The following is a 26,428-nucleotide window of genomic DNA, read 5'->3' as shown; positions in this document are numbered from 1 at the left end:
CTTTATTAAAACCAATGCAATTTAACATAACGTAATTTATGGGCTATCTGCGATACCGCAAAGGCGGGGTCACTACTTGACCAGTTAAGCTCGCGGCTGCAAGAATTCCCACAATGCAGGCAGCGCTAATCTTTTTTACAATATCAGACCAGATTTGACCTTCTTCCTTCGATTTTGATTTTTCGATAGCAAGTTTTAGTAAAGCTTCCTTTTGGTCCATTCCAATAGTGTTAGCCATAAAGATACATTGATTCGCTGTTAAGTGACGTGTGCCTTTTTTAATCTGTGACATATTCCCAGATGTAAATTCTGAAAAATCAGCTATCACTTGTTTATCCTGACTATAACCTTTGGAAATTTTATACTTTTCAATTAGTTCGTAACTAAAATTCATAGTTTTCTCCTCGCTTAATTCATTATAACTTTCATTCTTGAAAAATAAAAGTTGACATCTTTCACATCTGAACGCTAGACTCACGACGTTCAATTGTGAAAGTTAGTCATTTTAACAGGGAAATACGGATATGAGTTCTGATAAAAACATATTAAATTCAGTTAAGCACGAATTTAGTTTTTTAGTTCAAATCGCATTTTTTTTGTTGCAATTATTCAATTCGCATTTCTAGTGAATGGGATTATTGCAATTGCATATCAATATTATAATTTAGCAATTGAGATTTTAATTACTTCTTTATTCCCTGTTATTTTCATAATTTCAAACTTCATATTAGTTCGCACTCCTATTTATAAAAAAGTAAAGGCTAACCAATGAACGCACTATCTAACGCCCAATATGCTCAAGTTTTCCCGCTAAAAAAAGCAATGAATTTAACGGCAAATTTACGTCCTGCATGCACTGCAAAAGACGTTTTTGCAAACCTTTCTAAGCCAATGAAAGAACGTTTTTTCGACTTTGAATCATGGCGAAATCGTATTTTTGAACGTCATTCAAACCTTGCTCATATGCTTAGTACCGGTTACTTTTTGGCTGAAAAATTCAACAATTTAGCAGAAGCAAACAAGCGTTTAAAGTCTGCTGATACTGTTTTAACCCTTGGAAACTTTAAACACGGTCATATAAATTTATCATGCTCAGACGATGAATTATGCGAAATTTCTGAGCAAAAAGCCCGTTATTGTGAGCTGAAAATAAGTAAAAACGGTCATACTTTATCTGTATTTAACATGTTGGTTAAATACTTAAATTCCTTTGATATTCAAGAGCCTGAATTAGCTGCACCGTATTGCACACACTTTGCAGCAGACTCTTTAACAGGTATTTTAAATCGCTTTGCTGACCCAATTTTTTGGCGTCGTAAATTACGTAAAATCCAAGCGTTTACTATTGAGCAACTAGCCCGAGATTTAAGACTCGTACATAAAAAAGCAAGTGCTTATGTGTCACAACCAACCATCCAGAACCGTCGAGAACGTAAACGCAAATCTGCCGAAATAATGTCTGATTTATATGTTGTTCCAAACGATGCAAACCCGTTTGATGAATTCGAAACACTGCAATCAATTATTGAGCGTTCGCACACATCAGGCAAACAACAAGCGGCTGAATTAATGGTACGTATTCGTGGTTTTGAAGAACTAGCAGACATGCATGGTCATCGTGGCGAGTTTTATACTTTGTCTGCGCCTAGTCGTTTTCATGCAGTTCATCATACAGGCCGACCAAACAATAAATATGATGGCTCAACACCTCAAGATGCACAGGAATATTTTAACGGAATTTGGAAACGTGCCCGCGCCCTATTCTCAAAACAAAATTTACGCCCTTATGGATTCCGTGTTGTTGAACCACATCATGACGGTTGCCCACACTGGCACATGCTTTTATTCATGGAAAAAGGTGAAGCGATACAAGTTCGCGCAATCCTTAAAAAGCTTTGTACCGAAGATACACCAACCGAATTTAGAACAAGCACCACCCGCTTTAAGGCTATTACGATTAATAAAAGTAAAGGCTCTGCTGCTGGTTACATTGCTAAATACATCACTAAAGCCGTGACTGGTGACAGCATAGATAAAGTAATTTGCTCTCAGGCGGGTGTAATGAAAATACTTCCAGCGGATGCCGCAGAACGTGCATCTACTTGGGCAAGCACTTTTGATATTAGACGTTTTCAGCAAATTGGTGGCCCATCAGTCACCCTTTGGCGTGAACTTAGACGATTAGGCCAAGGTGATACTGGCAAATGTGAGGTTGCAAACGCAATGAATACAACACTAGACACAGTTTCAAAATACGCACTTGAAAAGGTACGCCAAGCTGCTGATTCATCAGACTGGAAAGCATTTTGCCTTGCAATGGGTGGTGTACAAGTTAAACGTAAAGACCAAACTTTACGCATTCACTACCAGGTTCCCGATATTGTAGACAGAATTACTGGCGAAGTTAGCCGCAGTGAATCTAAATCACCCTACTTTGCCACTAAATATGGCGACCAACCAGCCAACCGAATTTTAGGCGTTGCTTGGGATGCTGTTGTAGTAATTACTCGACGCGGTACTACCCAGATACTCACTGAAAAAGATATTAAATCACAACGTAAAATCATGTGCGGTGTGTCTGAACAAATACAAGGTTGGCACGATGACGGCCGCTTATTCGCACCTAGTGATGAAGATATGCAGTTCCTTGAAGCGTGCGTTCTTGAGGATTATCAAAACATGTGCTTATTCATGGATTACGAAGCTCTGGCTGGCAACATTTCGAGCGACGAAGTCGCGAGCTTGGACTTGTGTCATTAACTGTAACTATTAATAAAACTAAACCCTATTGGAGAAATTATGAATATTGAAGGCGCTATTACAGACCTAGTAAAAGTTAATCGTACAGATGATAAAGGCGCTCCCCTGCCTACAACTGGCGAATTTAAGCTTCACACAAAAAACCCCGCTCAAATTTTATCTGTAAAGGTATCTGCTGACCAATTTAACGATGGTACATACCAGCAAATTGAGCACTTACAGTCAGACCCTAACGGCTGGGGCTTAAAGCCTGTGTTACTCAATATTGAATATTACGAAGGTGCTAACGTAGCACGTCAAATGGATTGGAAAGGTTTCCGCTTACATAGCTTACCTACAGAAACAAAGCAGGTTAAAAGCTAGTTATGCAATGTATTTATTTGAATGCTGACGGCACATTAAGCCCAACAAGCGAAACACTAGTACAATGCTCAGGATACGTTTTAGTGCCTAGCCATGATGCGGCTGCGTATGTTAACAGCATTCAGATAACGGCTCTCGAAATTGGGGGTCATTCACTTGGGGCTTTGGCCTTATTATATTTTTTGGTTTTCTTTCTTACAAAGCGAAGGTCGCCAAAATGGTTATAAAACAACTTTAGTTAAGGAATTAAAAATGGACGCAATATTCGCGGCAGTAGATTTAACAACAGTAGCAGCATTTGTTACAGGTGCAATGGTTATTGTTATTGGTGTAGCAATGGCATTTAAAGGTGGCATTTTAGGTAAACGCGCCATTAAAGCGGTTTAAAGGAGTTAAATATGGGCGGCTTAATTGTCGTCCTTATCCTCACAATTGTTGCGATGATAGGGGCTTTAGCTGGTTTTATAGTGTGTAAAAATTTCGGTTGGGGATAACAGCCATGAAATACTTAATTTTAATAATGGCGCTTATCAGCGCTTTTTTTGTTTCTGCTGTTGAGCCTGATATGAGTGATTTAAAATCACCACAGCTTAAGAACTCTTATATTCTTTCATGTTTTACATCATCTGGAAGTATTGTTGTTCATTATGAAACAGAACAATTTTCTAATGACTTAACTATTTTGCATCAAACTTGTTCAGATATTGCAGAGTCTTTACTTGAACCTTCTCATGCTAATTGCCCCTCCGACCCACGAACCTCTCTTTATGATAATTATATTGAGTCTACACGTGATTTACTTGTCGAAGAAACAAGCCAATGGACTGGCGAAAAATATTGTAGACAGTATTCATCATCTAAAGTTACTCTCCATATGGGTTTTAAAGATGGTACTCCACAGTACTCATGTCCCCCAGATATTAGTCCTGAACATACTATTACAGTTCCAGTTAAAGATAGAACTAATCCCAGCTTCATGTGTGCTAAACCTCTTGTTCAATCAGATAATGAATGCTCTGAATTTGGTAATGACTCAATGCTCCCTCATAAATCCGGTGTTGGTTCTCAAGGGCAAAATGCATGTTATACAAATCCTTCCAATGGCCTGAGTTGTCAATATGTTCAGGGTGGTGATAATTTCACAGCAACTGGTAAAGAATGTACAGGTGATGAAAATGACTATGGTGATAAGCCCACTCCTGAACCCCCAAAAGATGACGGCGACCCTAATTGTTATAATTACGGCTCTCTTGGTCAAATTTTGATTTGTGATGTTGACCCCAATGAAGGTTGCAACCCTTTACAAGTTCATGGTGAGCTTCAATATCAATGCCCATCCGGCTGCGGTTCAATGGATGGTGTTTATTTCTGTGCTTATGACGATAAAGACGAAGATGGTATTCCTGACGACAAAAATGGTAATGGTGTTCCTGACAAAGATGAAGTTTGTGTTAATGGTCGCTGTAAACCTAAACCACCTACTGATGGTGAACCACCTACAACCCCAACCCCTGAAGCACCAGATATGACAAAAACTAATGAGCGTTTGGATGGCATCAAAGGCGAGCTTGGTTTTATTGGTGGTAAAATTGATAAAACAAATAGCACTTTAAATGGTATTAATTCTGGCGTTGAAGGGCTTAAAAAAATTCAAGGGGAGGGCAACAAAGCGCTTGGTGGTATTGAAAAAAACACTTTGAATACTTCAAAAAATACACAAGCATTATCTGATAGTTTTGATGAATTTGCCGAAGGTTTTGGCGAAACTGATATTGATTCACAATTCAATCAAGATGCATCATCTAGTTTTTATGAGTCTGTTTATGAGGATGGATTTCAAGGCGTCTGGGATGAAAAGAGCGCATTAATAAAACAGACTGGCTTTTTTACTTTTTTAGATCAATTCAAACTTAGTTCAGGTGGTTCATCACCAGATATGCAAATTTGTTTTGACTCAACCGTTAATTTAGGTTGTCAAACGCTAGACCCTGATTGGCAATTGCTAATGCCATTTTTAAAGCTTTGTATTTTTATAACTGCCGCTTTTGTTTGTCGTCGTATAATTTTTGGAGGTTAATATGTTGGATTGGTTAGCAGAAACGTGGAATGAATTTAAACAGTTTCTTTGGAGTATTGTTTTATCTGTTCAAGAAATGCATAAAGATTTATCTATTTGGATGTTTGAACAATTTTTAGATTTGTCACACTTGGCACTTACGGGCGTTGATTCGTATTTTGATTCACTTAATTTTACTGCTTATATTTCTACTATGCCATCCGGTTTGCAGTGGTTTATGTCTTCCATTGGCGTTCCTCAGGCTTTAACAATGATAATTACGTCTTTAACAATTCGTGTTCTATTACAATTAATTCCATTTACTAGACTAGGTAGTTAACAATGATTAACGGCATTCAAGGCAAACCAGGAGGGGGCAAAAGCTACGAAGCCGTTGTCACTCACATAATACCAACTGTTACAAAAGAAAAGCGAAAGGTAGTAACGAATCTACCTCTTAACGTCGATAAATTTTGCGATGTTTATGGCGAATATTGCAGGGAACTCATCGAAGTAATTGATGGTCAATTTCATAATTATGGGGGTGAAAGGCCATTTTCAAAAAAAGACCATTTCATACAATATGAGGACTGGCAAAACGAACAAGGTCAAAAAGTTTACTTTTTTATAGATGAGTGCCACTTGGCCATGCCCAGCACTGGCACTGAAAAAGAGCTGACTGAGTTTTTTAGTATGCATCGTCATTATGGTTTTGACATCATGTTAATTACTCAGAACTTTAGGAAAGTAAATAGAGATATAAGGGATATGATACAAATGTCATATCGCTGCATAAAAAAATCTCACATGGGTCAAGATGATAAATATATTTTAAAAGTTCATGATGGTGTTGGAACGACCAACGCTTCTGTTTTTAGAACTGATGAACGGGTTTATGAAAGTCGTTATTTTCCTTTTTATACAAGCCACACAAAGAACAATAAATCAGTTCAGGAAGCAGCAACCAAAGACGTTCAAAAATGGTATAACCATTGGAGTATTTGGGGAGCTATAATTTGTTTACCCATCGGTTTGTTTATAATTATTGGTGCTTTAACTGGTGGTGAAAGTCTCGAAGAAAAAGCAAAAAATGCAAACCAAAAAGCATCTAAAATCGATGTTAAGCCTGTTAATAACACTCAGCAATCATCTAATGTTTTACCTGCTCAAGTCGCTTCAGTTAATAGTGTTAATAAACCTGTACAAACTAAATCTGAAGAACCTAAACCTGATGATAACGAAATTCAAAAAAACCATCCATTTTACAAAGTCGGTCTTCATATTGTCGGATGGGGTGAATACACAGAACTGGGCAAGCTTACAAAAAATTATTATTTAAGCGCCAGTCAAAATGGTCAGCATATTTTTAATTTATCATTAAGAGATTTACTATTAGCTGGCTATTCAGTATCTGTTCTTTCCAGCTGTGTTATTGAAATTAGTTATAAGAGATTCCATGACTTTTTAACGTGTGATTCACCAACAGTAAAAGTATTTGATGAAACCAATGAATTGACAGAGTAGTGAGGAGGGGCCCGCTTGCGGGAGGTGTCCTTGCTACACAGTCAATTACATACATAACAACCCCGTCACTGGTGACACTATGACTAGAAATGAAAAGTACGAACAAAAGCAAAAAGGCAAAGGGTTAAAAAAAGTAACCCTTTGGATACCTGACAACTCAGAAATCGAGATAAAGCAGATGGTAGAGTTTTTAATTGATAATCCTGACCATATACCTTTTATGGCTCGCAGCATTACAACTGGCCGTATGAAAAAGGCTGTTTAATACACCGATGGCTTTAGCCATGTAGACCGCACACAAATTTTAATTTAGCATTACCGTAAATCGGTCGTAACTAAGCGAAGCGCAACCCCTGCCCTTAGTTACTCGATACCGCGCTTGCGCCCCTGATAAACCTATTCGGAGTTAGATAATGATTAACCATTGTGATTTTTTTAAAAGGAGTAAAAATCACAATGTTTAAATCAGAATTTCATAAACAGTTTCTTTCTTTATTTGGCTATGATTATGCAAAAGGTGCTAAAGAACTGGGGGTAAGCGAAAGGCAAGTAAGGCGCTATGTGAAATCAGGTAAAGCCAGTCTCCCAGTAGAAAAACTAACAGCTATTATTTATCGAGGTTATTTACCTGCTACTGGAGCATGGGCAGACTGTAAAATTTCTGTAGATGATCATACAATGAGTACACCTTGGGGCGAAGTTAAACCCTCTGATGTTCAGCTCGTTCATCGTTATAAATGGTCTGCTAGAAAATCAGAGTCTATGTACAAAACCCTGAAGGAAAATCACAAAACACAGGATAATTATTTATCTGACTTACAAGACCAATTACTTAATATTATTGGTGAAATATCTGAAAGGACAGGAAGCTAAATGGAACTCAATTATCTTAAATTATACTTCTCACTTACTCTTGCTGGTTTAACAATTTGGGGAGTCGATGAAGCCGTTGATTTATATAAACTAAAGCTTGTTGCTGATGCTGCAAGTTCAGCAATGAAACAATCTAGGTTAGAGTCTAAAAGTGCATCAATTAGAGTTCAAACACAAGCTTTAAAAGAAAAAAACCGTAATCAAATTATCAGTAAGCAAAACTCACAAAGAGAAGCAGTGATAAGGAATGCCCAGAGAACTAACAATGAAATTTGCTCATTCTGGAGAGGACAATATAACTCTTCAAATACCGACAGAAATAAATTAATGATGGAAGGCGCATGTGAAAGAGCTTCAAAACCGCCAAGCATGTCTGCCACGACTATTAATCTTAAAGGTTATAACTAAGTCAAACTGTCACACTTAAAATAAAAACTAAACTATTAATAATAAAGGGCTTTTCGCCCTTTTTTTATGTATTACGTACCGTAATTTATGGGTTGTTTTGTAATGTATAATACCAGCACACCTAATCTTGTATATAAATCTAAATTTCCCAATGCTTAAATAAACATAGATATAAATGGTAAAAAACCTAACTATGTAAAAAATATTTAAAACATAAAATAAGACATAAAATTTTATTTATCTTAGCTACAATGCCAATTACTAGATATAATTAATGAATTATCACAAAAACTAGGAAGTTAGAATGATACCAAAAAAATATTCCCCCAAAATATATACCTAAATTTAGCTTTAATATTCTCTATTTCATCTGTTATTTTGGTTGGGTTATTTTCTTCGAATATTCCCTCAATAGTAAGCTGGGGTCAAAAATATGAAGATTTACATTTCAATTTATCTGTTTCATTTATTTCCAGTTATATATTCTACTTCATTGTTGTTCATTTAAAAGAAAGGAAAGATTTTCAATATACTTTGCCATATATATCTGGTCTAACAGATAAAGTATTGTCTGAACATAAAAGCCTAATGATTTCTTTAGATCAAAGGTTAACTGGTAATAAAAATTATGATACGGCCACGGCCCCTCAACTAAGAGAAGAAGACTTATATAAAATACTTTCTAATTTAGCACTAGCTGATGAAGCGCCTTTATTACTCGCTACAGAAAATAGAAATACAAATTGGAGAGAATATATTATTTTTAGATGCGAGGAAACTCGATCTTCAATTGAAAAAATAATTTCTTTAACACTTTTTTTGCAAAGTGAATATGCACATATCATCTTAAAATTAGAATCCTGTTCGCTATTAAAAACTTCCGATAACCTAAAGAGTCCTGCTTTCGTACAAATGGTCAATAATTCAGGTATGAATTTTCTTCTTAATGATTTTTACAAATATCATGTAATTTGCTTAGAGTTAGAAGATTATAAAAATAAACACATGACTGTTTTTGGTTAAACTTATTATTTATAAGATGCTTAAGCGCTGAAAATAAAAGGGTTTATCACCCTTTTTTTAATTTATAACATAGGATATTTTTTAGTCGTCATGATATTAATGATTTAATATCAAAATTTAAGTTATTTAATTTCTCGTCAAATGTCTCAGCCAATTTTTCAGTTTCACTAAAAACGGTATTCCAATATTTAATGCGTGTATCTGCATCAAGATCGGTAAAGTCGTTTCTGTCTGGAATTTTTCCGTAGGGTAAGCTTGCTACAAATTCTTTTGATGGGGTGATCATCACTACGTTATCGTAATTAAGTGGTGACACTTTACGTTTTAAATTTTTATCGAACCACCCTGCTTTTGGCTCACTATTAAAATGCGGATATAAAATTAAGCCTGGGTTATTAATTTTTAAATCAAAGTGGTAATCAATTATTCCGCCATCGCGATATATTCCTTGCGGCGAGCCTGCAATATCTTTTATGCCTTGCATGATAAGTGGTATAGAGCCCGATGCAAGTAACGCGTCTTTTAAATTATTTTGAGTAAGCGCTATGTTTTGCGTTTTAAAATTGTAGCTATCGGTAATTGATAAGTCACTTGTTGCTGGGCCAAATATAAAACGCTCATACTGCGAACCTAATAATTTTCGGTTAACGCGGTTTAACATATAACTTTTTGACAAGCCCATAAGTTGTATAAGTTTATTTTCGCTGGCAATAAAGCCATTCGATTTTGCTACTATAAAGTGCGCTTTAAATATTGGGTTATTTATAATTTCGGTTACGCCGTTATCGCCAAAAACATCTTCAAGTAATGCGCGCGCTTTTATTGTGATTTCACTTGGTGTAGGTTTATTACTTGAATATCGCGTTTGCGAATACGATTTTGCTAAGCGCTCAATCGCAGCAACAGGATCGTTTTGTGCAAAACACGCAGAGCGAAAAGCGCCAGCAGATGAGCCAATTAAATTAAGTGGTTGGGTACGGCTTTTAAAAAATTCACCAAAAATATATTTATCTAAGCCAAATAATGTAAACCATTTAGGACCGCCACTTGCACCTAAAAATGAGGTGAAAAGTTCTGGTTTAAAGCCCTGTTCGTTAATAATTTTAGCCGCTGTTTTCCCTGCGTGAATCTCGATCATCTAAAAAATTGTGCCTTTATTTTGGTTGCTATAGTTTTCTTACAATACTGAAAGTGAATATTTATGCAAATCAAAAAGCGACTTTATGTTGCCATAAAACCGCTTTTTGTAGTTAAGTGTGCTGAATTAGTCCCAAATGCCGTCTTCGCATTTACCCTGTACTTTTACATCTTTTACTTTAAATTCGGGCTCTAAACCTTTGTCTATTTGTGCGTGGTAATCGCTCGTAACAGACAAAATAGTCGGCGTTAACAGTATAATAGCGATAACGTTAACCACTGTCATTAACCCTAAGGCAATATCGGCTAAATCCCAGACTTCTTTTAATGTGGCCGATGCGCCCCACAACATCATTGATAAATACAGCAAAGTGTAAATACCGCGCCCTACTTTGTTGTCGAGTTTAAATAAGTGCAAGTTGCTCTCTGCATAGGCGTAGTTTGCCACTACCGATGTAAAAGCAAATAAGGTTATAGCGGCTGCTACAAAGTAAACACCACCTTGTGCTAAATGAGCAGTCATCGCGCTTTGTGTTAAACGAATGCCTTCCATTTCACCGCTTATGTCTATATCGGCTAATAAAATGATCACCGCGGTACAGCTACACAGTACGATTGTATCGAAAAATACGCCTAGCATTTGTATGTAACCTTGCGTTACAGGGTGATTAGGAATTGGGCTGGCACTTGCTGAAGCATGCGGCACACTACCTGCACCGGCCTCATTAGAATATAAACCACGTTGAATACCGTTTTTAATCGCAGCGCCCATTGCACCGGCGCCAGCTTCTTGTAAACCAAACGCTGATAAAAATATATCTTTAAGCATGGCGGGTACTTGCGTGAAATTTATAATCGTAATAATTACCGCAGCAAGTACAAATACAATGCCCATTATTGGTACAACGCGCTCTGCAAATCGGGCAATTGCTTTAAAGCCACCGAGTATAATTGAGCCTGCTAGTACTGTAATAACCAGACCTGAATAAAATGTAGGAACTTCAAACGCGTAGTTAAGTGCGTCGGTAATTGTGTTAGTTTGCATTGCGCTAAACGTAAAGCCGTAACCTAAAAACAAACACGCGGCAAACATAATGGCAAACGCCCGGCTACCCAAACCTTGTTGAATATAATACGCAGGGCCGCCTCTAAACTCGCCGCCACTATCACGCACTTTATATACTTGCCCAAGTACACTTTCGGCAAAGCCTGTAGCCATACCCAATATGGCTATTACCCACATCCAAAATATAGCGCCGCTGCCGCCAAGTGAAATTGCAACCGCCACACCGGCTAAATTACCAGTACCTACTCGTGCGCAAAGCCCTGTACACAATGCTTGGAATGATGAAATGTCGTTTTTTTTACATTTGCTACTGCCTTTTAAAAGGCTAAACATATGTTTAAATTTAAGTATTTGAATTGCTTTTAGTCGTACTGAAAACCATACCCCCGTAAACAAGAGTATATAAATAAGTACTTGCCCTTCTCCCCATAAAAGGTTGTTTACGCTTTTGACGACGGTATCGAACATTGCTAATTCCTTCTTATATTTTTTATATTAATACCCTTTTTTGGGTATAACGGCATTTGCTTACGACATCGACTAAAAATTTAATGCAAATAAGGCAGCTAAGCTGCCTTAAAACTATACATTATTTATTTTGCAAATGAACTCCTGCAATCATGCACCTAACTGAGCCACCAGCCGACTCAATAGTCGGTATTGGTAATGGCACAAGCTTAGCCGTTTTTTGTATAACTGTTATTTGTGCCGGTTTAAGTGCATTAAACGCAGTTTGCGATAAGGCTAAAATACGACCATTTTTACCTTGTAGCTCAATAGCATTGCCACAAAAGTTATTAATTTGCTCAAGCGTTAAATCGATAACTTGATGATGGCTTTTTAAAAAATGTTTAGCTAACTGTGCACGTTGATTAATTGGCACCATATTTAAACTGATCATTACAAATTTTGTAGCAATACACATTAAAACATTAGTGTGATAAACCGCAGTTCCTTGTTCGTCATATGCGTTAAACACTATGGGTGATAGTTTTAATTGCTCACATATTGTATTAACCACCGACTTGGTAGTTCTTTTTGATTCTACCGCGTAAGCGAGTTTATTTTGATGATCGATAACCAGTGAACCAGTGCCTTCAAGGAATGAATTTTCTTTCGATAAAAATGAATAATCAGTCACTAAAGACACTTTATAGTGATCCGTTAAAAAATCAATAATATCTTTTCGATATTCTAACCTTCTGTTTTCTACAAACATTGGATAGATTATTAATTGGCCACTTTGATGAGTTGAAAACCAATTGTTAGGAAAAACTGAATCGGGAGTGCGTGTTTGCTCATCTTCAAAAAGGTGAACTGTTACCCCTTCATTTTTTAATATTTGTACGGCATTAGTCACTTCTTTAAATGCTTGTTCACTTTGATTTTGTGCTAAGCATTCACTTTGAAATGCGTTATCGAGCATTGTGTGTGGGTTAGATGTAAAGTGATGCGGTCTTACCATCACTACAGCTCTGGGGGCTTGGTTTACTTCGCTCATGCCACGTGCTCTTTTACTAATGGTTGATCACTAAGCACTGAAAATAAATTACGAGGGTCCGCTTGTTGTGTAATTAAATCAAGCAAAGCAAACTCGCCCGTTTTAATTAACTCATCACGTATAAATACCAGTGCTGTAAAGTCTTCGCTCGCAAAGCCAACGCCGTCAAAAATGGTTAATTCATCTTGGCTAGTACGACCAAGCGACTGCTTATTAATAACTTTATGAAACTCAGTTACTGTAAAGCTTGGACTCATTTGTTGAATTTCGCCCTCTATTCGAGTTTGCGGCTCGTACTCAACAAATACATTAGCACGCTCAAGCAATCTAGCATCTAACTCTGTTTTACCTGGGCAATCACCACCTATGGCATTAATGTGCACACCTTGTGGGATCATGTCGTTTGTTAAAATAGTAGCGTTAGTTTTATCAGCAGTACAGGTAGTGATAATATCAGCCCCTTTTACTGCCTCTTGTACACTATTACAAATAGCCACGTTTAATCCGCATGCACTTAAATTAGCAAATGCTTTTTTAGAGGCGCTTTTATCTATATCGTATAAACGAATATGCGTAATACCTAGTACCGCTTTAAAAGCGAGTGCCTGAAACTCTGATTGAGCGCCATTGCCTATTAAAGTAAGGGTTGTTGAGTTTTTAGGTGCTAAATATTTAGCTACCATTGCAGAAGTTGCGGCTGTACGTAGTGCTGTTAGTAAACACATTTCGCTTATCATAACCGGATAGCCACTATCTACATCGGCTAAAATACCAAATGCAGCGACTGTTTGAAGTTCTCTTAAGGTGTTTTTTGGGTGACCATTTACATATTTACAGCTGAACATTTGGCCATCACTCACTGGCATTAGCTCTATTACACCCTCTGGTGAGTGTGCTGCATAGCGAGGTGACTTATCAAACTCCGTCCAACGGGCAAAGTCGGTTTCTAATTTATGTGTTAGATCTAGCAAAACGTTTTCGACCCCTAAGCTATTTATATGCTTAGCCATTGCCTGAACGCTAATAAATGGAACGCCTTGTTTTGGCTGTGCTATAAAATGACTCATGCTGAAACCTCTTGAATAATGTATTAGTTAATTTAAAACAAGTTTAGCGAGGCTACGTGCTATTTAATATGGCAATTAATTACACAAATAGTACTGATTTTTATCATTTTGCTATGTAGTTATGTACAATTTATGTATTTTGGTCAGTAACTTCTTTTAAAGGTTTGATTTATGACTCCCTATATTTATGACTCTCTTGATAATGCTTTAATAGCAGAATTACGAAAAGACGGCCGCGCTTCTATTTCAGCTTTAGCCGGTTCTTTAAATGTATCACGCGGGACAGTGCAAAATAGGTTAGACAGATTAGTTAGCTCAGGCGCTATATTAGGGTTTACTGTACGCGTTCACGAACACATAGAAACAGAAGCCGTGCGCGCAATTATGATGATAGAAGTCGTTGGTAAATCTACCTCACAAGTAATTAAAACAATGCGCGGAATACCCGAGCTTATAAAATTACACACCACCAATGGTGCATGGGATTTAGTTGCAGAGCTTCAAGCTGCAAACTTAAGTGAGTTTGATGGAGTGTTAAGGCAAGTACGCGAAATTGACGGTATTTTAAATAGTGAAACAAGCATATTGCTTTCATCAACTTAAGTTATTTTTAATATTTTAATTGAAAAATTTTTGAATGAATAATACTGCAACTTCAAGTTCCAGTATTATTCATGATTTGGGTATCCGATTGGCTTAATTGTAACGATACTCGCTTTGTGAGTAGTTATGCGTATTGCTGATCTCAAATTGGCTTTGCTGCGCTAAATAAGATCGACCTGCAGCCAAGCCTAATTTATGATCAAAACGTAAATCGTTATTTGAACTACCTAATAATTTGCTATGCAGTTTTTCGTCTGCAAAAATTTGTATTATTTCCACATCACTTGGTGGATTTGCAATAAACTCAAGCTCATCTAAATACGCTTTTTCGTGCTGTATTAAGTAGTCCAATGTTTTTGGACAATAACCTGATGCAATAGCAAATGTTCTTAGCTTTTGCACCCATGCAGATTGCGCTTGAAAATTAGCGTCAACTGTTCTTATTACAACAATTTTACGAGCGCCTCGGTTGTAAGCTTCACGCACGGGTAGTGGTGCGGCTAAACCGCCGTCTAGATAAAAATCGCTCTGTGCTTGTTCTTCAACAAGATGTGTTTCATTCGCTGCTTTTGCGTTTAACCAAGGTGTTAACTTTACACCTTGTTTGTATAAAAACGGCAGTGCGCTAGAAGCCTTTAACAAATCACGCCATTGACCACTATCACCAGTTGGCGATAAGTAATAAGCTTTTCTGTCTCGTGCATTTGTAGCTGTTATAAGTAGTTCACGCTCACCTAAACTAGTTTTAGCTGTTTTGAAATCTATAGCTCTGTTTACTTCAGTGGTTTTGTCAAAGTACCAATCTAAATCAACTATATGTTTACCCACTAATCCGCGACCAAGCTGAAAAAAACGCTTATTACGCGAAAGCCCTCTGATCAGGCGTTTAGCGTAGCCTTTTTGACGCGCTAAGTAGCTAGTTAAGTTTTGCGAACCCGCTGAAGTACCAATAAATAAATCAAAAGGGTCATAGCTTTGCTCTAACCACGCATCAAGTACGCCCGCTGTGAAGATCCCTCGCTGCCCGCCACCTTCAGCAACCAGTGCAACTTTTGGTTGCGCTGTTTTGTTAACTGAATTAGCTGTTGCGCTATTTAGAGACTTCACGGTGAACCTACCTTTATTTAATGATGTTTGGTTTAACACATACATTATAAAAAATAAAAGTGATATCTTAAAACGGATTGTTTAAATCAGTTCGATTGATAAAACAGAACGCTATATAGTTACTAAATCCACTTACTATAAGCTAGTTATTTAAAAAAAGACTGGTTTTAAACTTTGCAGACATCACATAAATTAATTCAATGTATAAATGAATGTTCTTTAATTGATGCCTGCAACATTAACAGAGGCAAGGTGTACGCTTGCTTAACTACACTATCTAAACTAATAGTTTTTGAGCTAATGTTTTATTTCCATTAAAATTTCGAGTGCACGGTGGCGTTTTTCACTATCGAATACATCATTGGTAAATATAAACTCATCTACTTCTAGCTGTTTCGCTATCATCTCTAACTTGTGTTTAATACTTACATGTCCTCCTACTACGCTTAGGCTTAAAAAGTTCTCTACATGAGCGCGTTCTTGTTCGCTCCATAACCCGTCCATGCTTTCAACAGGTGGTTTTAGCCACAGCTCATTACCGCGTATAAGTTCGAGTACACGTTGCTTAGAAGTAGTCGACAAGTATTGCGCTTCATCGTCGGTATCTGCAGCCACTAAAGGCAGTGCAAGCATTACGTATGGCTTATCAATTACGCTTGATGCTTTAAATTCGCGCTTATACAGCGCTATTGCATCGTGCACGAAGCGCGGTGCAAAATGCCCTGCAAATACGTACGGTAACCCTTTTTGCGCCGCTAGTTGCGCGCTAAATAAACTCGAACCTAATAACCAAATAGGCACGTTTGTGTCCTCCCCCGGTATAGCACGTATAGGATGCGTACCATTGTAAGGACCTAACAATGTTTGCAGCTCAGTTACTTCACCAGGGAAGTTTTCTGCACGGCTCATATCGTTGTTTAATGCACGACTCGTTACAGGGTCGCTACCTGGGGCACGCCCGAGTCCTAAATCTATTCGCCCTGGATATAAACTCTCTAATGTACCAAATTGTTCAGCAACAACTAATGGGGAGTGGTTTGGCAGCATAATACCGCCCGATCCAACGCGTATCTTTTTGGTATTACCTGCAATGTGACCAACCAAAATTGAAGTGGCCGCACAAATTATACCTGGCATATTATGATGCTCAGCAAGCCAAAAACGGTTAAAGCCAAGCTCATCTGCGCGTTGAGCGTATTTAGTACTTTTATGAAGAGTGTTAGTTACGCTGTCCCCTTTGATCATGGGGGCAAGTTCTAATAACGAAAAAGGAATGGAATTTAACAAAATAGCAGCTCCTAAAAATGCATGCTAATAATGGATTACATCATTAGCATAAAACACTTAAATGGGTCTGCTATTAGGTCAATTCAAGTTACGCAGTGGTATTAGAGCAAAATAGGTATATGTTATTTTGCTCTAAGGTATTCAAGCAAGCTGTGCATCACGTTGGCGCAGCTTTTTATAGCCTTCTGAATCCACGCCTTTTTTCCAATACCCTGAGGATACAATATTACCGCGTGGTATATTAAATTGCTCTGTTAACAATGTCTTTGCTTTACGCACAAGCCCAGCTTCCAATGCCATAAATACAATGGGAGGCTCTGCTGTAATGTGCAAATTTTGAAGCGCGCTAAGTAGCGCTTCGTCAGCATTGTCGGTAACAAGCCAATTAACATCGCGGCTTGTTTCTAAATCAATAATATCTTTTTCGGTGGGTACATGTACAAAGGCATCAATTTTTGAAATTAAAGGTAATTGCTGCACATACCCTTTTATTGCATTTACCGATGTTAAATCGCCGAGCAATACATAATGCGAATGCGCATAATTATCTAGCTTTTTAGGGCCAGGACCTGCAATACCTAACTCGTCGCCTACTTTTGCAATTTTAGCCCAGTCAGTTGCCGGACCTTGGTGCATATTTATAACAAAATCAAGCGTTAGCGCGCCTGTTTGTGCATCTACATGCCTTATTGTGTATGATCGCATACAGGCTGTTTTTAAGTTAAAATCTACTTCACCATCTTTTGGAAATAGTACTTTTACATAGTTACCAATGTACTGTGAGGTTAAGTCGTTAAAATCTTCAGAGCCTACAACAATGCGCTGTAAATGCGGTGTGATTTGCTCTGTACTTAATACGTTGGCTTTGCGAACTTGTTTACTCATGTATTACCTCGTTTTACAAAACTTAGACTTTAATACCAACCTGCTATAAAAAGCAGGCATTGCACAACGCCCCATTGGTTGATAAAATCAACTATAACAAGTTAATTGACTTTGTCAACTATATTGAGAATTCTATGAATACACCTTTATCAAATACGCTGTTTGAATTAATGCAAAATTACCGTGTAACAATTCGTGAAGCAATTAACGCAGGCGAACTTGGTATTAATGCTATGCACGTACGCTGCATACATATTATCGCGAACGTAAATAACTGTACGGCTAACGATATTGTTACTAAAACGCAGCGCGATAAAGCGCAAATAGCACGTTTAATTAAAGATCTTATTAGCTTAAATTTAATTAATAAACAGGCGAGTGAGCACGATAAACGCTGCTTTATTTTATCGCTCACAGAGCAAGGTAAAGTTCTTTTTGATAAGTTATTAGCCTCAGAGCAAAAAATAAATAATCAAATGTGTAAAAACTTAAACCCTCAACAAATCAAAGACTTTTTAGATACCGCACAACAAATGATCAAAAACATGGATTGATCAGCCATACATTCTTGGCATAACTTACACAAAACGCATATACTGTACACTTATACAGTATATGCGTTTTAGGTTGTGTTATGTTTGTCATTCCCATTTATATAGAAGCAGGCGTGTGTGGTTTTGAATCACCCGCAGCGCAATACACCGAGCTAGGTGTAACCCTTGATAAGCTTTTAATAAAGCATCCAGATGCTACGTTTATTGGTATTGCATCGGGTAACTCTATGCAAGAAGTCGGAATTTTTGAAGGTGACTTATTAGTTATCGACCGTGCAGAGCCGGTAAAAAATGGTGACGTTATTGTTGCTAACTTAAATGGTCTTTTTGTATGCAAACTGCTTGATAAAACCAATGCGCGGCTGCTTTCAGCTTCCTCTTTACATAAGCCTGTACAACTCACCTCTGCAGACGAGTTTCAGCTCGAAGGCGTAGTAACGCTATCAATAAGAATGCACAGGCAAAGCCCAGAGTTACTAAAATGTATGCCTTAGTTGATGCTGTGTCATTTTATGCCAGTGCAGAAAAAGTATTCGACCCTGCTATTCGATCCAAACCCGTGGTTGTACTTACTAATAACGATGGCTGTGTATGCGCTATTTGCCCTATTGCTCGGCGCTTAAATATTCCTAAATTTGGCCCGTACTTTAAAGTTAAACATTTACTTGAGCAAAACAACGTTGTTATTCGTTCTAGCAATTACGCGCTTTATGCTGATTTAAGCGACAAGATGATGAATATTATTGGCCGCTTTTGCGATACACAACACATATACAGTATTGATGAATCGTTTTTGCACTTTAATGGCTACACATCATTAATTAAAGACTGGCACGAATACGGCCATACAATAAGGCGCACAGTGTGGCGCGAAACGAAGCTTCCTGTAGGTGTAGGTTTTGGCCCAACCCCTACTTTAGCAAAAGCCGCTAACCACGCCGCTAAAAAACTCAGTGGTTTTAATGGTGTAGCAGTCATAAATAGCGAACAAACTCGCCAAGCTATTTTACAGAGAATGAGCTGCGAAGATGTATGGGGAATAGGCCGGCGACTAGCTAAAAAGCTTAAAATAATGAATATACACACCGCCTGGGATCTTGCTCAGCAAAACCCTAAAGCAATGCGCCGTGCATTTAGTGTGGTTGTTGAACGTACAGTAAGCGAGCTTAACGGGATAACATGTTTAAACTGGGATGATGTACGACAAGACAAGCGGGAAATTTATTCGACCCGTAGTTTTGGAGAGCGCATATGTGAGCCAACAGCCCTTAAAACGGCGCTAATTAACCATGTAACCACAGTGGCTAATAAACTAAGAGCGCAACGTTCGCTCACTCACCAGCTTTATATTTTTGCAGCCAGTGGCGCGCACGAAAATAGATATTATAAAAAGTCGTTTGTGTATAAGTTCCCCTCACCCACTAACGATACCTGCGTGATGGCTAATGCTGTATCTGAGGTATTTGATCAAATATACCAACCTGCAGTTAGGTTTTACAAGTGTGGTGTAGGCGCTTTAGAACTTACGTCACAGCAATTTCAACAAAGTGATTTGTTTAACCAACGTACTGACAACCCACAATTAATGAGTTGCCTAGATGCTATAAATACACGGTATGGGAAAGGAATGCTTAGTTTAGCTAGTAGTAAATTAAATGACCGGTGGCACATGAACCGTGATTTTTTGTCGCCGCAGTACACCACGCGTTGGCGCGATATACCTAAAATATACTGCGAATGATTTACTACTTACTACTTACTAGATACTTTGTTTACTTTCATCTGCTTTTTTAAATGTGCACTCTACACTGGGTTTGCTCAATGTGTACTTTAGTGTGTTATCAGCTAAAAATCGGATACTTTGGCTAATTGTTTTTTCGTTTATTGCATCTTCACAACGGCTCATTCTTAAACCGTTTTCAAGGCCATCACTTTTATATTTAAGCGTGCTGGTTATAAAACAAAAGTTTGGTTTTTTAATGGTTCGGGTACCATTGTGGAGCGATCCAAATATAATTTGCTTACCTAGTTTAAAACCCGCACTTGCATCACTTTCATCTGTCAAACTCAAATTACTATTAACACATAATCCAGAATTGGCCGACACAACTTCGTAGGCTCCCAATTTTGACTTTAAAAGCGGTATAAATCGTGTTTTATTACTCGGCTCAGAAAAAGCATTTGCACTTGTAAAAGCGACAGTTAATAAAGCGAGTGTTAAATATTTCATTTCGTGGGTGTATCCTCGTGAGTCAGCGTGTTAAATAATAGCAAAATGCCTAATCACTTAGCTTTTATAACTTTTAACAACTATAACAGAGATTTACTATAAAAGGAGAGAAGTCGTATTCAGGAACCAAGGCGTGAGCAGCTAGCGGAAGCTTTGCTCGACTATTACTTATTCTTACATGTGTAAGCCAGTAAGGTAACGCAGAAGCAATTACCGAGCTCACTAGGTTACACACCTCGTGCCGCGATTAAATCCCTCTAGATTAAATACGTTTAAAACAACAAAGATTCCTCCTAGATACTGCATTACAAACCATTTTGCTGTTAAGTACTTTAGTTAATACGTACTTAAACAACAAAACGATTTATATCAATGCACTTACCTGTAAGGAGACATTGGACTCATTAAATTGTTTAGGTAGTACAAAAGTTACTGTTTATTTTATTGCCAGTACTTTGCAAATAATAAAGGGTAGCTTTGCTTTAAAAACTTAGGTTTGTCTTTAAAACGTTTACCTTTGGGTTCATCGCTGCCTGATGGAATAAACGGCAATTCGTCTTCGCTGCGTTCTTCAAATAATAAACCGGCTATTAAGTCGTACTCATCAATGTACGGATAAGGCTGCTCGTTTAAGTAATAAACAGGTGTACACTGCGCTATAGAATCAGCATTTTCTAAGGCGTTTTCGAAAACTGTTTTACCGCGCGAAATTAACCAACATCTAAACTCGCTAAAACCGTAATCGTCATTACACCCAGCCATCACAAAGGCAGCGCCAAACAAATCCCAGGTAAAGCATTTGCGCATATGTATGCCAAAGTGCTTATCAAAATCAATAAGGTGTTGATCGCTTAAATCATTAAGTTTAGTTTTTAGGTTATCGCTCACACTTTGCGGATCGAGCCCTAAATCAGGCGTGGTTACTAATTCCCAAAAAGCCTGTTCTGTTAACGCTGCCATTATAAAATCTCTTTTACTCGGCCAACTTGACCATCTTCTAAACGTACTTTAATACCGTGCGGGTGATTAGGTGATTTTGTTAAAAGACGCTCAACAACACCTTCGGTTAATGTACCGCTGCGTTGATCTTCTTTTAATACAATATTTACTGTTATGCCTGGTGAAATTTGCGAACGCGTAGGAACGGCCATAATTGAAACCTTTAAAGTAATTTATGTAATTATAAACATCACTGTGCTGTCAAACCAACTAAACCACTATTAATTGGCGAAAAATAAGATATGTGCTGGTTTAATATTCAGTTTAATACTTGCTAGCTGATTTAGTATAATATCTTTTAATTCGTCAAGCTGGGGTTTTGCACTTTCAAGAGCTATATCATCATTAAAAAAGCACTGCACTTTTAACGTGTTTGTTTCGTTATTTAAATCCACTGAATGCGTTAAATAGTGAAAGCCAAATACGGTTTCTTTTATTGTTTCACACGCAATAGTCAATACTGAGCGAATTTGCTTATCGCGTTGTTTTTGAGTTTTAGTCATAAATGTACTAGCGCTACTTATTTAGTCTGGGCTTGCTGCTGCTTTTTAAACTCTTCGTAATTAGAGTCCTGTTTATTTAAGCATTCGTAATATTCTTTATCCGCTTTATAGTTGCACTCATCAAGACGTGCAGATTGAACTTCGTGAAAACGTGCATCAGAGCTGCAACCAGCCAAAATACAAAATCCGATAATAAGTAATGCGCTGTTTTTTAGTTTATTGATAAACATTAAATTTCCTTACACTTTCGATATCGAAAAAGCGTTAAATTATTACAATATTATTGTATATTAGCGCCATTAAACCTTAATACTCACAGGACCCATTATTATGATGTCGCAGTTACAAAAGTTGTTTCAGCGTATAGACAAAAGCAAGATATTTCAATCATTTGTTATAGCTGTAATTATTGTTTCTGCCCTGACAGTAGGTGCGCACACTTACTCACTGCATCCAACGGTAGAGCTTGCTCTAAATTGGATGGACGTTGGCATTACCGCATTCTTTTTAATTGAACTAATAATCCGCTTTATTGCAAGTAAAGGTATAAAAGATTTCTTTTCTAAGGGATGGAATATATTCGATACAATTATAGTACTAGGTAGCTTATACCCAGCAGCAGGTTCTACGATGCTAATTGCACGATTACTGCGCATATTTAGAGTACTGCGATTGGTTTCGATGATCCCAGAGCTGCGCTTATTGGTTAACTCTCTGCTTAAAGCTATTCCGCAAATGGGTTATATCGCTTTATTAATGTTTGTTATTTTTTATATTTACGCCGCTATGGGCAGCATGATGTTTGCTGAAATAAACCCCGTACTTTGGCAAGACGTCTCAATATCAATGCTTACCTTGTTTAGGGTAGCAACATTTGAAGATTGGACCGACATAATGTACGAAACAATGGCGGTGTACGAATTAAGCTGGATTTACTACCTTACATTTATATTTTTAACCGCATTTGTATTTTTAAATATGATGGTAGGTGCCATTTTAGAAGTTATGAGCGAGGAGCACCGAAAAGCGCGAGAAGAGCTTGCAGACGACAGCTCATTACCTGCAACGCAAGGACAAGTAAACGAACTACAATCCCAAATTGCTGAGCTTAAAGCGCTATTGAGTAACCGCAAAAACTAATCTGATAAGAGTACTAAAGCACCCACTTAAAGTTTAAAAAGTGGGTGTAGCTTAGGCATTCAACTAAAACATGCATTCCCAAAATGCTTTAATTTTCCTCGTTATTAGATTTGTTATCCGTATCTTCAAAAGAAATGATGTTATCTACTTTCATTTTAAACGCATCAAAAAATGCGTTTTTTAGTACAGAAATAACGGCTTGGAAAGTCGAAACATCCGTATTATCTAGTTGACCTTCAATAGGAATGCGTGCAGCAACAAGTTTAGATTCATCGTTTTCGAGTATAGAGCCGAGTAAATCAACACTGCCTTCAAATATGGCAGTAAATATGCCGTCATCATCTTTTTCTATATCTTCGCGCCACGAAAAAACACGCAAGTTTTGAACACCCGCTTTTACATAACCATTTAAGTTATTATCTTTAGCCACAAGTTCCATTGCGCCATCAATGCCCCCCGCTTCAATATCAAACGGTGTATACACTTTAAATACAGTGTCGAGATTTTTAACTGAGAAGCGCTGTACCTCTGCGTTAAAATCAAAATTAGCGTGCTTGCTAAAAGGGTCTAATTTGCCATTAAGCCTTAATGCCGCCTCCCCCATTAACGCACCTTCTACGTTTAGAGTAGTCACAAGTGTTTTTGATAGGTTTTGCGCATTCGTTATGTTTTCAATTCTGGCATTAATATTTGATATAAAAGTGGGTTTTTCACCCTGACTAGTTGCATTAACTAGGGACAACTTACCTTGTTCGATAGTTAAGGTATCGATTGAGAACAACACTAAATCGTTGGCGAGTCCGATCCAAGTTGTTTCATCTTTTACACGTTGATTTTGCTCTGCTGCGTTTGGGTTTTTATCATAAATAACAATTTCGGGGCGCATAAAAGCAATATTTGTTACCAGATTCCCTTTTAAAAGCGCCGACCATGCAAGTGAAAAATCAAGTGTTTTTACCGCAAGTAAAGGTCTAGGTGCTGTGGTTGCGTTAGTAGCGTAAATTTCTACATCGTCAATGGCATAAGCGCCACGATATAAAAACAAATCTACATCACCTATATGTCCCGTTATACCTTGCGTATGTTTTAGCTGGTAATTTACATACTGCTGCACTGCATAAGGCGCGGCTATTCTGAGGGTAATTAGCAGTAATACAATTACGACAAGAAAGTTGAACCATTTACGGTGTAATGAATTTAAAAATGAACGCATTGTAATTTCCTTTATTTACACCTACAAAGCAGTATTTTAAACATGTAAAAACTACGCAATTTTGTAATAGCAGTACATATAATGCGAGTAAAATACGTATTCTATAAGGTTTGTTGTAGTTAGATGGTTAACATGGGAATTACAGCAAATGATGTACCAGTTTATAAAGCCCGATTTATAAACTGGTAAAGCGGGTTAAATAAAAAGGGTTAGCAAATTGCTAACCCTGAAAAATAAAATTTACTAACAATGTTTACTCATCATCAATAATAATGCGTAACATGCGGCGCAATGGCTCTGCGGCACCCCATAAGAGCTGATCTCCCACTGTAAACGCGCTTATGTATTTAGGGCCCATGGCTAATTTACGAATACGGCCAACAGGAATACTTAATGTCCCCGTTACTTTAACTGGGGTTAAGTCAGTAGCGCTAATTTCGCGCTCATTTGGAATAACTTTAACCCATTCATTATGCGAGGCTAAAATTTCTTCAATTTTGTCTACGCTAATATCTTCACGTAGTTTGATGGTCATTGCTTGGCTATGACAGCGCATTGCACCAATACGTACACATAAACCATCAATTGGCACTGGTTGCTTAGAAGAGCCTAAAATTTTATTGGCTTCAACCTGCGCTTTCCATTCTTCTTTAGACTGACCGCTTGGCATAGGTACGTCAATCCACGGAATTAAACTGCCTGCTAATGGCACACCAAACTGGTCTTGTGGCAAATCACTTGAAGCCATTTTTTCGCTTACTATCTTATCAATTTCTAAAATAGCAGAGCTTGGGTTATCTAGTTTATCTGCGACACTTGCATGAATAGCGCCCATTTGTGCAATAAGCTCTTTCATATTTCGTGCACCGGCGCCCGACGCCGCTTGGTAAGTCATTGGGCTTACCCATTCAATTAGGTCTTGCTCAAATAAACCACCTAATGCAAGTAGCATTAGCGATACTGTACAGTTACCGCCCACAAACGTTTTAACGCCTTGCGCTAAGCCTTGTTCAATAACATCTTTGTTTACAGGATCCAGCACTATAATGCTATCGTCACTCATTCGCAGTGCTGAAGCGGCATCAATCCAGTAGCCATCCCAACCAGATTCTCTAAGTTTTGGATATACGGAATTGGTGTAATCGCCGCCTTGGCAAGTAACAATAATATCCATTTTAGCAAGTTCGCTAATGTCACTTGCATCAAGCAATGGTTTTGCATCGCCTGCAATGTCCGGTCCTAACTGACCCGCTTGCGAGGTGGTGAAGAAGGTAGTGTCGATATGGGCAAAATCACTTTGTTGCTGCATACGTTCTAATAACACGGAGCCTACCATGCCACGCCAACCGACTAATCCTACTTTTTTCATTGTTTTTTCCACTGTTTTGTTCATAAAAGATGCCTTAATACATTAAAAATTAAATTCATTGCGTGAGATTTAATTTTCATTAACGTCAAAATAACACCACCAGCCCCCTAAAACTAGTGAATAAAGTAGAACTCAAATTTTTTTCATAGTGTAAAAAATGCAAAGCATGCAGTGCTTATTTTAAACTTTAATAAAAGCTTAACCTTGTTGAAACTTATATTTACCACGCTTAATAGACACATTGAATAAAGATGTTTTGTGTAATTCTACATTCAACTAAAGGAAAAGATAATGAAGACATTCACTCTTGCTCTACTTACTTTAAGTTCAGTATCACTTAATGTATTTGCAGATACTACGCTTTCAGCAAGCACAATAACGCTAAAAGAAAATGAAAAAGTATCCTTTGAGCGCGCAGAAATAAATATGGAACAGCAACAAGGTATATTGGTAAATACTGCAACAACCTATTACGCACCACAGGTTTGGATAAATGGGCGCTTAGAGCTGTTTTTTGTGGGTTCTACAAATGGAAATCAATTTTGTGAAGAGCGTGGTCACAATCAAGAAATTTCTGGAAGCACAATTACCTGCGGAGAGGATGAAAGCGCCTACGGAGACTTCGATTGGTATAACCAATCATGGGGCATGAAAAGTACTGGTAGTAAAAACCAATGTTATCAGCTCTATGCAACTATAAAGTGCAAATAGAAAAAATATTGACACAAAAAAGCCCCGTTAAATAACGGGGCTAATCGGT

Annotated in this window: 31 protein-coding genes; 16 read left to right on the top strand and 15 right to left on the bottom strand. The window is 37.7% G+C overall.

What is annotated here, in order from left to right:
* Nucleotides 1–43: 43 nt before the first annotated feature.
* Nucleotides 44–394, bottom strand: coding sequence for a DUF3693 domain-containing protein (locus tag P4S65_RS20275; protein WP_337121045.1), 351 nt, complete (start codon nt 392–394; stop codon nt 44–46).
* A 374-nt stretch (nt 395–768) separates the two neighbouring features.
* On the opposite strand from P4S65_RS20275, the gene P4S65_RS20270 reads away from it, so the two are divergent.
* The 10 genes from P4S65_RS20270 to P4S65_RS20225 all read left to right on the top strand — a co-directional run bounded on the left by P4S65_RS20270 (nt 769) and on the right by P4S65_RS20225 (nt 9,007).
* Nucleotides 769–2,760, top strand: coding sequence for a replication endonuclease (locus tag P4S65_RS20270; protein WP_337121044.1), 1,992 nt, complete (start codon nt 769–771; stop codon nt 2,758–2,760).
* Nucleotides 2,761–2,799: 39 nt separating this feature from the next.
* Nucleotides 2,800–3,123, top strand: coding sequence for a hypothetical protein (locus tag P4S65_RS20265; RefSeq protein WP_337121043.1), 324 nt, complete (start codon nt 2,800–2,802; stop codon nt 3,121–3,123).
* A 252-nt stretch (nt 3,124–3,375) separates the two neighbouring features.
* Nucleotides 3,376–3,510 carry a hypothetical protein gene (locus tag P4S65_RS20260; protein ID WP_337121042.1) on the top strand — a complete coding sequence of 45 codons (135 nt, stop codon included), beginning with the start codon at nt 3,376–3,378 and terminating at the stop codon, nt 3,508–3,510.
* A gap of 112 nt (nt 3,511–3,622) precedes the next feature.
* Nucleotides 3,623–5,200 carry a hypothetical protein gene (locus P4S65_RS20255; protein ID WP_337121041.1) on the top strand — a complete coding sequence of 526 codons (1,578 nt, stop codon included), beginning with the start codon at nt 3,623–3,625 and terminating at the stop codon, nt 5,198–5,200.
* Nucleotide 5,201: 1 nt separating this feature from the next.
* Nucleotides 5,202–5,519, top strand: coding sequence for a DUF2523 family protein (locus P4S65_RS20250; protein ID WP_337121040.1), 318 nt, complete (start codon nt 5,202–5,204; stop codon nt 5,517–5,519).
* Nucleotides 5,520–5,521: 2 nt separating this feature from the next.
* Nucleotides 5,522–6,703, top strand: a complete 1,182-nt coding sequence (locus tag P4S65_RS20245; RefSeq protein WP_337121039.1) for a zonular occludens toxin domain-containing protein — start codon at nt 5,522–5,524, stop codon at nt 6,701–6,703.
* A gap of 79 nt (nt 6,704–6,782) precedes the next feature.
* A complete protein-coding gene (locus P4S65_RS20240; protein ID WP_337121038.1) occupies nt 6,783–6,968 on the top strand; it encodes a hypothetical protein in 186 nt (61 codons plus the stop codon).
* Between the two features lie 191 nt (nt 6,969–7,159).
* A complete protein-coding gene (locus P4S65_RS20235) occupies nt 7,160–7,576 on the top strand; it encodes a hypothetical protein (RefSeq protein WP_055012696.1) in 417 nt (138 codons plus the stop codon).
* Nucleotides 7,577–7,984: a hypothetical protein gene (locus P4S65_RS20230; RefSeq protein WP_337121037.1), complete on the top strand. Its 408-nt coding sequence runs from the start codon at nt 7,577–7,579 to the stop codon at nt 7,982–7,984.
* Between the two features lie 567 nt (nt 7,985–8,551).
* Entirely contained in the window at nt 8,552–9,007 is a 456-nt protein-coding gene (locus tag P4S65_RS20225) for a hypothetical protein (protein ID WP_337121036.1), read from the top strand.
* Nucleotides 9,008–9,095: 88 nt separating this feature from the next.
* Here the strand turns inward: P4S65_RS20225 and P4S65_RS20220 are convergent, their stop codons facing one another.
* From P4S65_RS20220 to P4S65_RS20205, 4 genes are all read right to left on the bottom strand, one after another.
* Nucleotides 9,096–10,145: a patatin-like phospholipase family protein gene (locus P4S65_RS20220; protein ID WP_337121035.1), complete on the bottom strand. Its 1,050-nt coding sequence runs from the start codon at nt 10,143–10,145 to the stop codon at nt 9,096–9,098.
* Nucleotides 10,146–10,271: 126 nt separating this feature from the next.
* Nucleotides 10,272–11,678, bottom strand: coding sequence for an alanine/glycine:cation symporter family protein (locus P4S65_RS20215; protein ID WP_337121034.1), 1,407 nt, complete (start codon nt 11,676–11,678; stop codon nt 10,272–10,274).
* Between the two features lie 121 nt (nt 11,679–11,799).
* Entirely contained in the window at nt 11,800–12,711 is a 912-nt protein-coding gene (ctlX, locus tag P4S65_RS20210; protein WP_337121033.1) for a citrulline utilization hydrolase CtlX, read from the bottom strand.
* On the bottom strand, nt 12,708–13,778 hold the full coding sequence (locus P4S65_RS20205; protein ID WP_337121032.1) for an ornithine cyclodeaminase: 1,071 nt from the start codon (nt 13,776–13,778) through the stop codon (nt 12,708–12,710). The genes ctlX and P4S65_RS20205 overlap by 4 nt, the downstream gene beginning before the upstream one ends.
* Before the next feature lie 171 nt (nt 13,779–13,949).
* Here P4S65_RS20205 and P4S65_RS20200 point away from each other — a divergent pair, with 171 nt between their 5' ends.
* Nucleotides 13,950–14,381 (top strand): Lrp/AsnC family transcriptional regulator, encoded by a 432-nt coding sequence (locus P4S65_RS20200; protein ID WP_007377579.1) that lies wholly within the window; start codon nt 13,950–13,952, stop codon nt 14,379–14,381.
* 93 nt (nt 14,382–14,474) lie between these two features.
* On the opposite strand, the gene P4S65_RS20195 is transcribed toward P4S65_RS20200, so the two are convergent.
* From P4S65_RS20195 to P4S65_RS20185, 3 genes are all read right to left on the bottom strand, one after another.
* Nucleotides 14,475–15,488 (bottom strand): patatin-like phospholipase family protein, encoded by a 1,014-nt coding sequence (locus tag P4S65_RS20195; protein WP_337121031.1) that lies wholly within the window; start codon nt 15,486–15,488, stop codon nt 14,475–14,477.
* Between the two features lie 297 nt (nt 15,489–15,785).
* Complete coding sequence (locus tag P4S65_RS20190; protein ID WP_337121030.1) at nt 15,786–16,775, bottom strand: LLM class flavin-dependent oxidoreductase; 990 nt, start codon at nt 16,773–16,775, stop codon at nt 15,786–15,788.
* Between the two features lie 141 nt (nt 16,776–16,916).
* Nucleotides 16,917–17,660, bottom strand: a complete 744-nt coding sequence (locus P4S65_RS20185) for a siderophore-interacting protein (RefSeq protein ID WP_337121029.1) — start codon at nt 17,658–17,660, stop codon at nt 16,917–16,919.
* 134 nt (nt 17,661–17,794) lie between these two features.
* On the opposite strand from P4S65_RS20185, the gene P4S65_RS20180 reads away from it, so the two are divergent.
* The 3 genes from P4S65_RS20180 to P4S65_RS20170 all read left to right on the top strand — a co-directional run bounded on the left by P4S65_RS20180 (nt 17,795) and on the right by P4S65_RS20170 (nt 19,955).
* Nucleotides 17,795–18,214 (top strand): MarR family winged helix-turn-helix transcriptional regulator, encoded by a 420-nt coding sequence (locus P4S65_RS20180; protein WP_007377583.1) that lies wholly within the window; start codon nt 17,795–17,797, stop codon nt 18,212–18,214.
* A gap of 80 nt (nt 18,215–18,294) precedes the next feature.
* Nucleotides 18,295–18,708, top strand: coding sequence for a S24 family peptidase (locus P4S65_RS20175; RefSeq protein WP_337121028.1), 414 nt, complete (start codon nt 18,295–18,297; stop codon nt 18,706–18,708).
* Nucleotides 18,696–19,955, top strand: coding sequence for a Y-family DNA polymerase (locus tag P4S65_RS20170; protein ID WP_337121027.1), 1,260 nt, complete (start codon nt 18,696–18,698; stop codon nt 19,953–19,955). Before P4S65_RS20175 ends, P4S65_RS20170 begins: the two co-directional genes overlap by 13 nt.
* Nucleotides 19,956–19,973: 18 nt before the next feature.
* On the opposite strand, the gene P4S65_RS20165 is transcribed toward P4S65_RS20170, so the two are convergent.
* From P4S65_RS20165 to P4S65_RS20145, 5 genes are all read right to left on the bottom strand, one after another.
* Nucleotides 19,974–20,444, bottom strand: coding sequence for a hypothetical protein (locus P4S65_RS20165; protein ID WP_007377586.1), 471 nt, complete (start codon nt 20,442–20,444; stop codon nt 19,974–19,976).
* A 441-nt stretch (nt 20,445–20,885) separates the two neighbouring features.
* Nucleotides 20,886–21,404 carry a DUF4240 domain-containing protein gene (locus P4S65_RS20160; protein WP_007377587.1) on the bottom strand — a complete coding sequence of 173 codons (519 nt, stop codon included), beginning with the start codon at nt 21,402–21,404 and terminating at the stop codon, nt 20,886–20,888.
* Complete coding sequence (locus P4S65_RS20155) at nt 21,404–21,595, bottom strand: YwbE family protein (RefSeq protein WP_007377588.1); 192 nt, start codon at nt 21,593–21,595, stop codon at nt 21,404–21,406. The genes P4S65_RS20160 and P4S65_RS20155 overlap by 1 nt, the downstream gene beginning before the upstream one ends.
* Before the next feature lie 69 nt (nt 21,596–21,664).
* Nucleotides 21,665–21,946 carry a hypothetical protein gene (locus P4S65_RS20150; protein WP_007377589.1) on the bottom strand — a complete coding sequence of 94 codons (282 nt, stop codon included), beginning with the start codon at nt 21,944–21,946 and terminating at the stop codon, nt 21,665–21,667.
* A gap of 17 nt (nt 21,947–21,963) precedes the next feature.
* Nucleotides 21,964–22,176, bottom strand: a complete 213-nt coding sequence (locus P4S65_RS20145; protein WP_007377590.1) for a hypothetical protein — start codon at nt 22,174–22,176, stop codon at nt 21,964–21,966.
* A gap of 100 nt (nt 22,177–22,276) precedes the next feature.
* On the opposite strand from P4S65_RS20145, the gene P4S65_RS20140 reads away from it, so the two are divergent.
* Entirely contained in the window at nt 22,277–23,086 is an 810-nt protein-coding gene (locus P4S65_RS20140; RefSeq protein WP_007377591.1) for an ion transporter, read from the top strand.
* 88 nt (nt 23,087–23,174) lie between these two features.
* Here the strand turns inward: P4S65_RS20140 and P4S65_RS20135 are convergent, their stop codons facing one another.
* Complete coding sequence (locus tag P4S65_RS20135) at nt 23,175–24,299, bottom strand: DUF748 domain-containing protein (protein WP_337121026.1); 1,125 nt, start codon at nt 24,297–24,299, stop codon at nt 23,175–23,177.
* Nucleotides 24,300–24,552: 253 nt separating this feature from the next.
* Entirely contained in the window at nt 24,553–25,692 is a 1,140-nt protein-coding gene (gene asd, locus P4S65_RS20130; protein ID WP_008139027.1) for an aspartate-semialdehyde dehydrogenase, read from the bottom strand.
* Between the two features lie 267 nt (nt 25,693–25,959).
* Here asd and P4S65_RS20125 point away from each other — a divergent pair, with 267 nt between their 5' ends.
* Nucleotides 25,960–26,379 carry a hypothetical protein gene (locus tag P4S65_RS20125; protein WP_007377594.1) on the top strand — a complete coding sequence of 140 codons (420 nt, stop codon included), beginning with the start codon at nt 25,960–25,962 and terminating at the stop codon, nt 26,377–26,379.
* The last annotated feature ends 49 nt before the right edge of the window (nt 26,380–26,428 follow it).

It is taken from the genome of Pseudoalteromonas sp. B131b, assembly GCF_037162545.1.
GTDB classification, from domain to species: domain Bacteria; phylum Pseudomonadota; class Gammaproteobacteria; order Enterobacterales; family Alteromonadaceae; genus Pseudoalteromonas; species Pseudoalteromonas fuliginea.
This window is presented reverse-complemented; position numbering and strand designations above follow the sequence as displayed.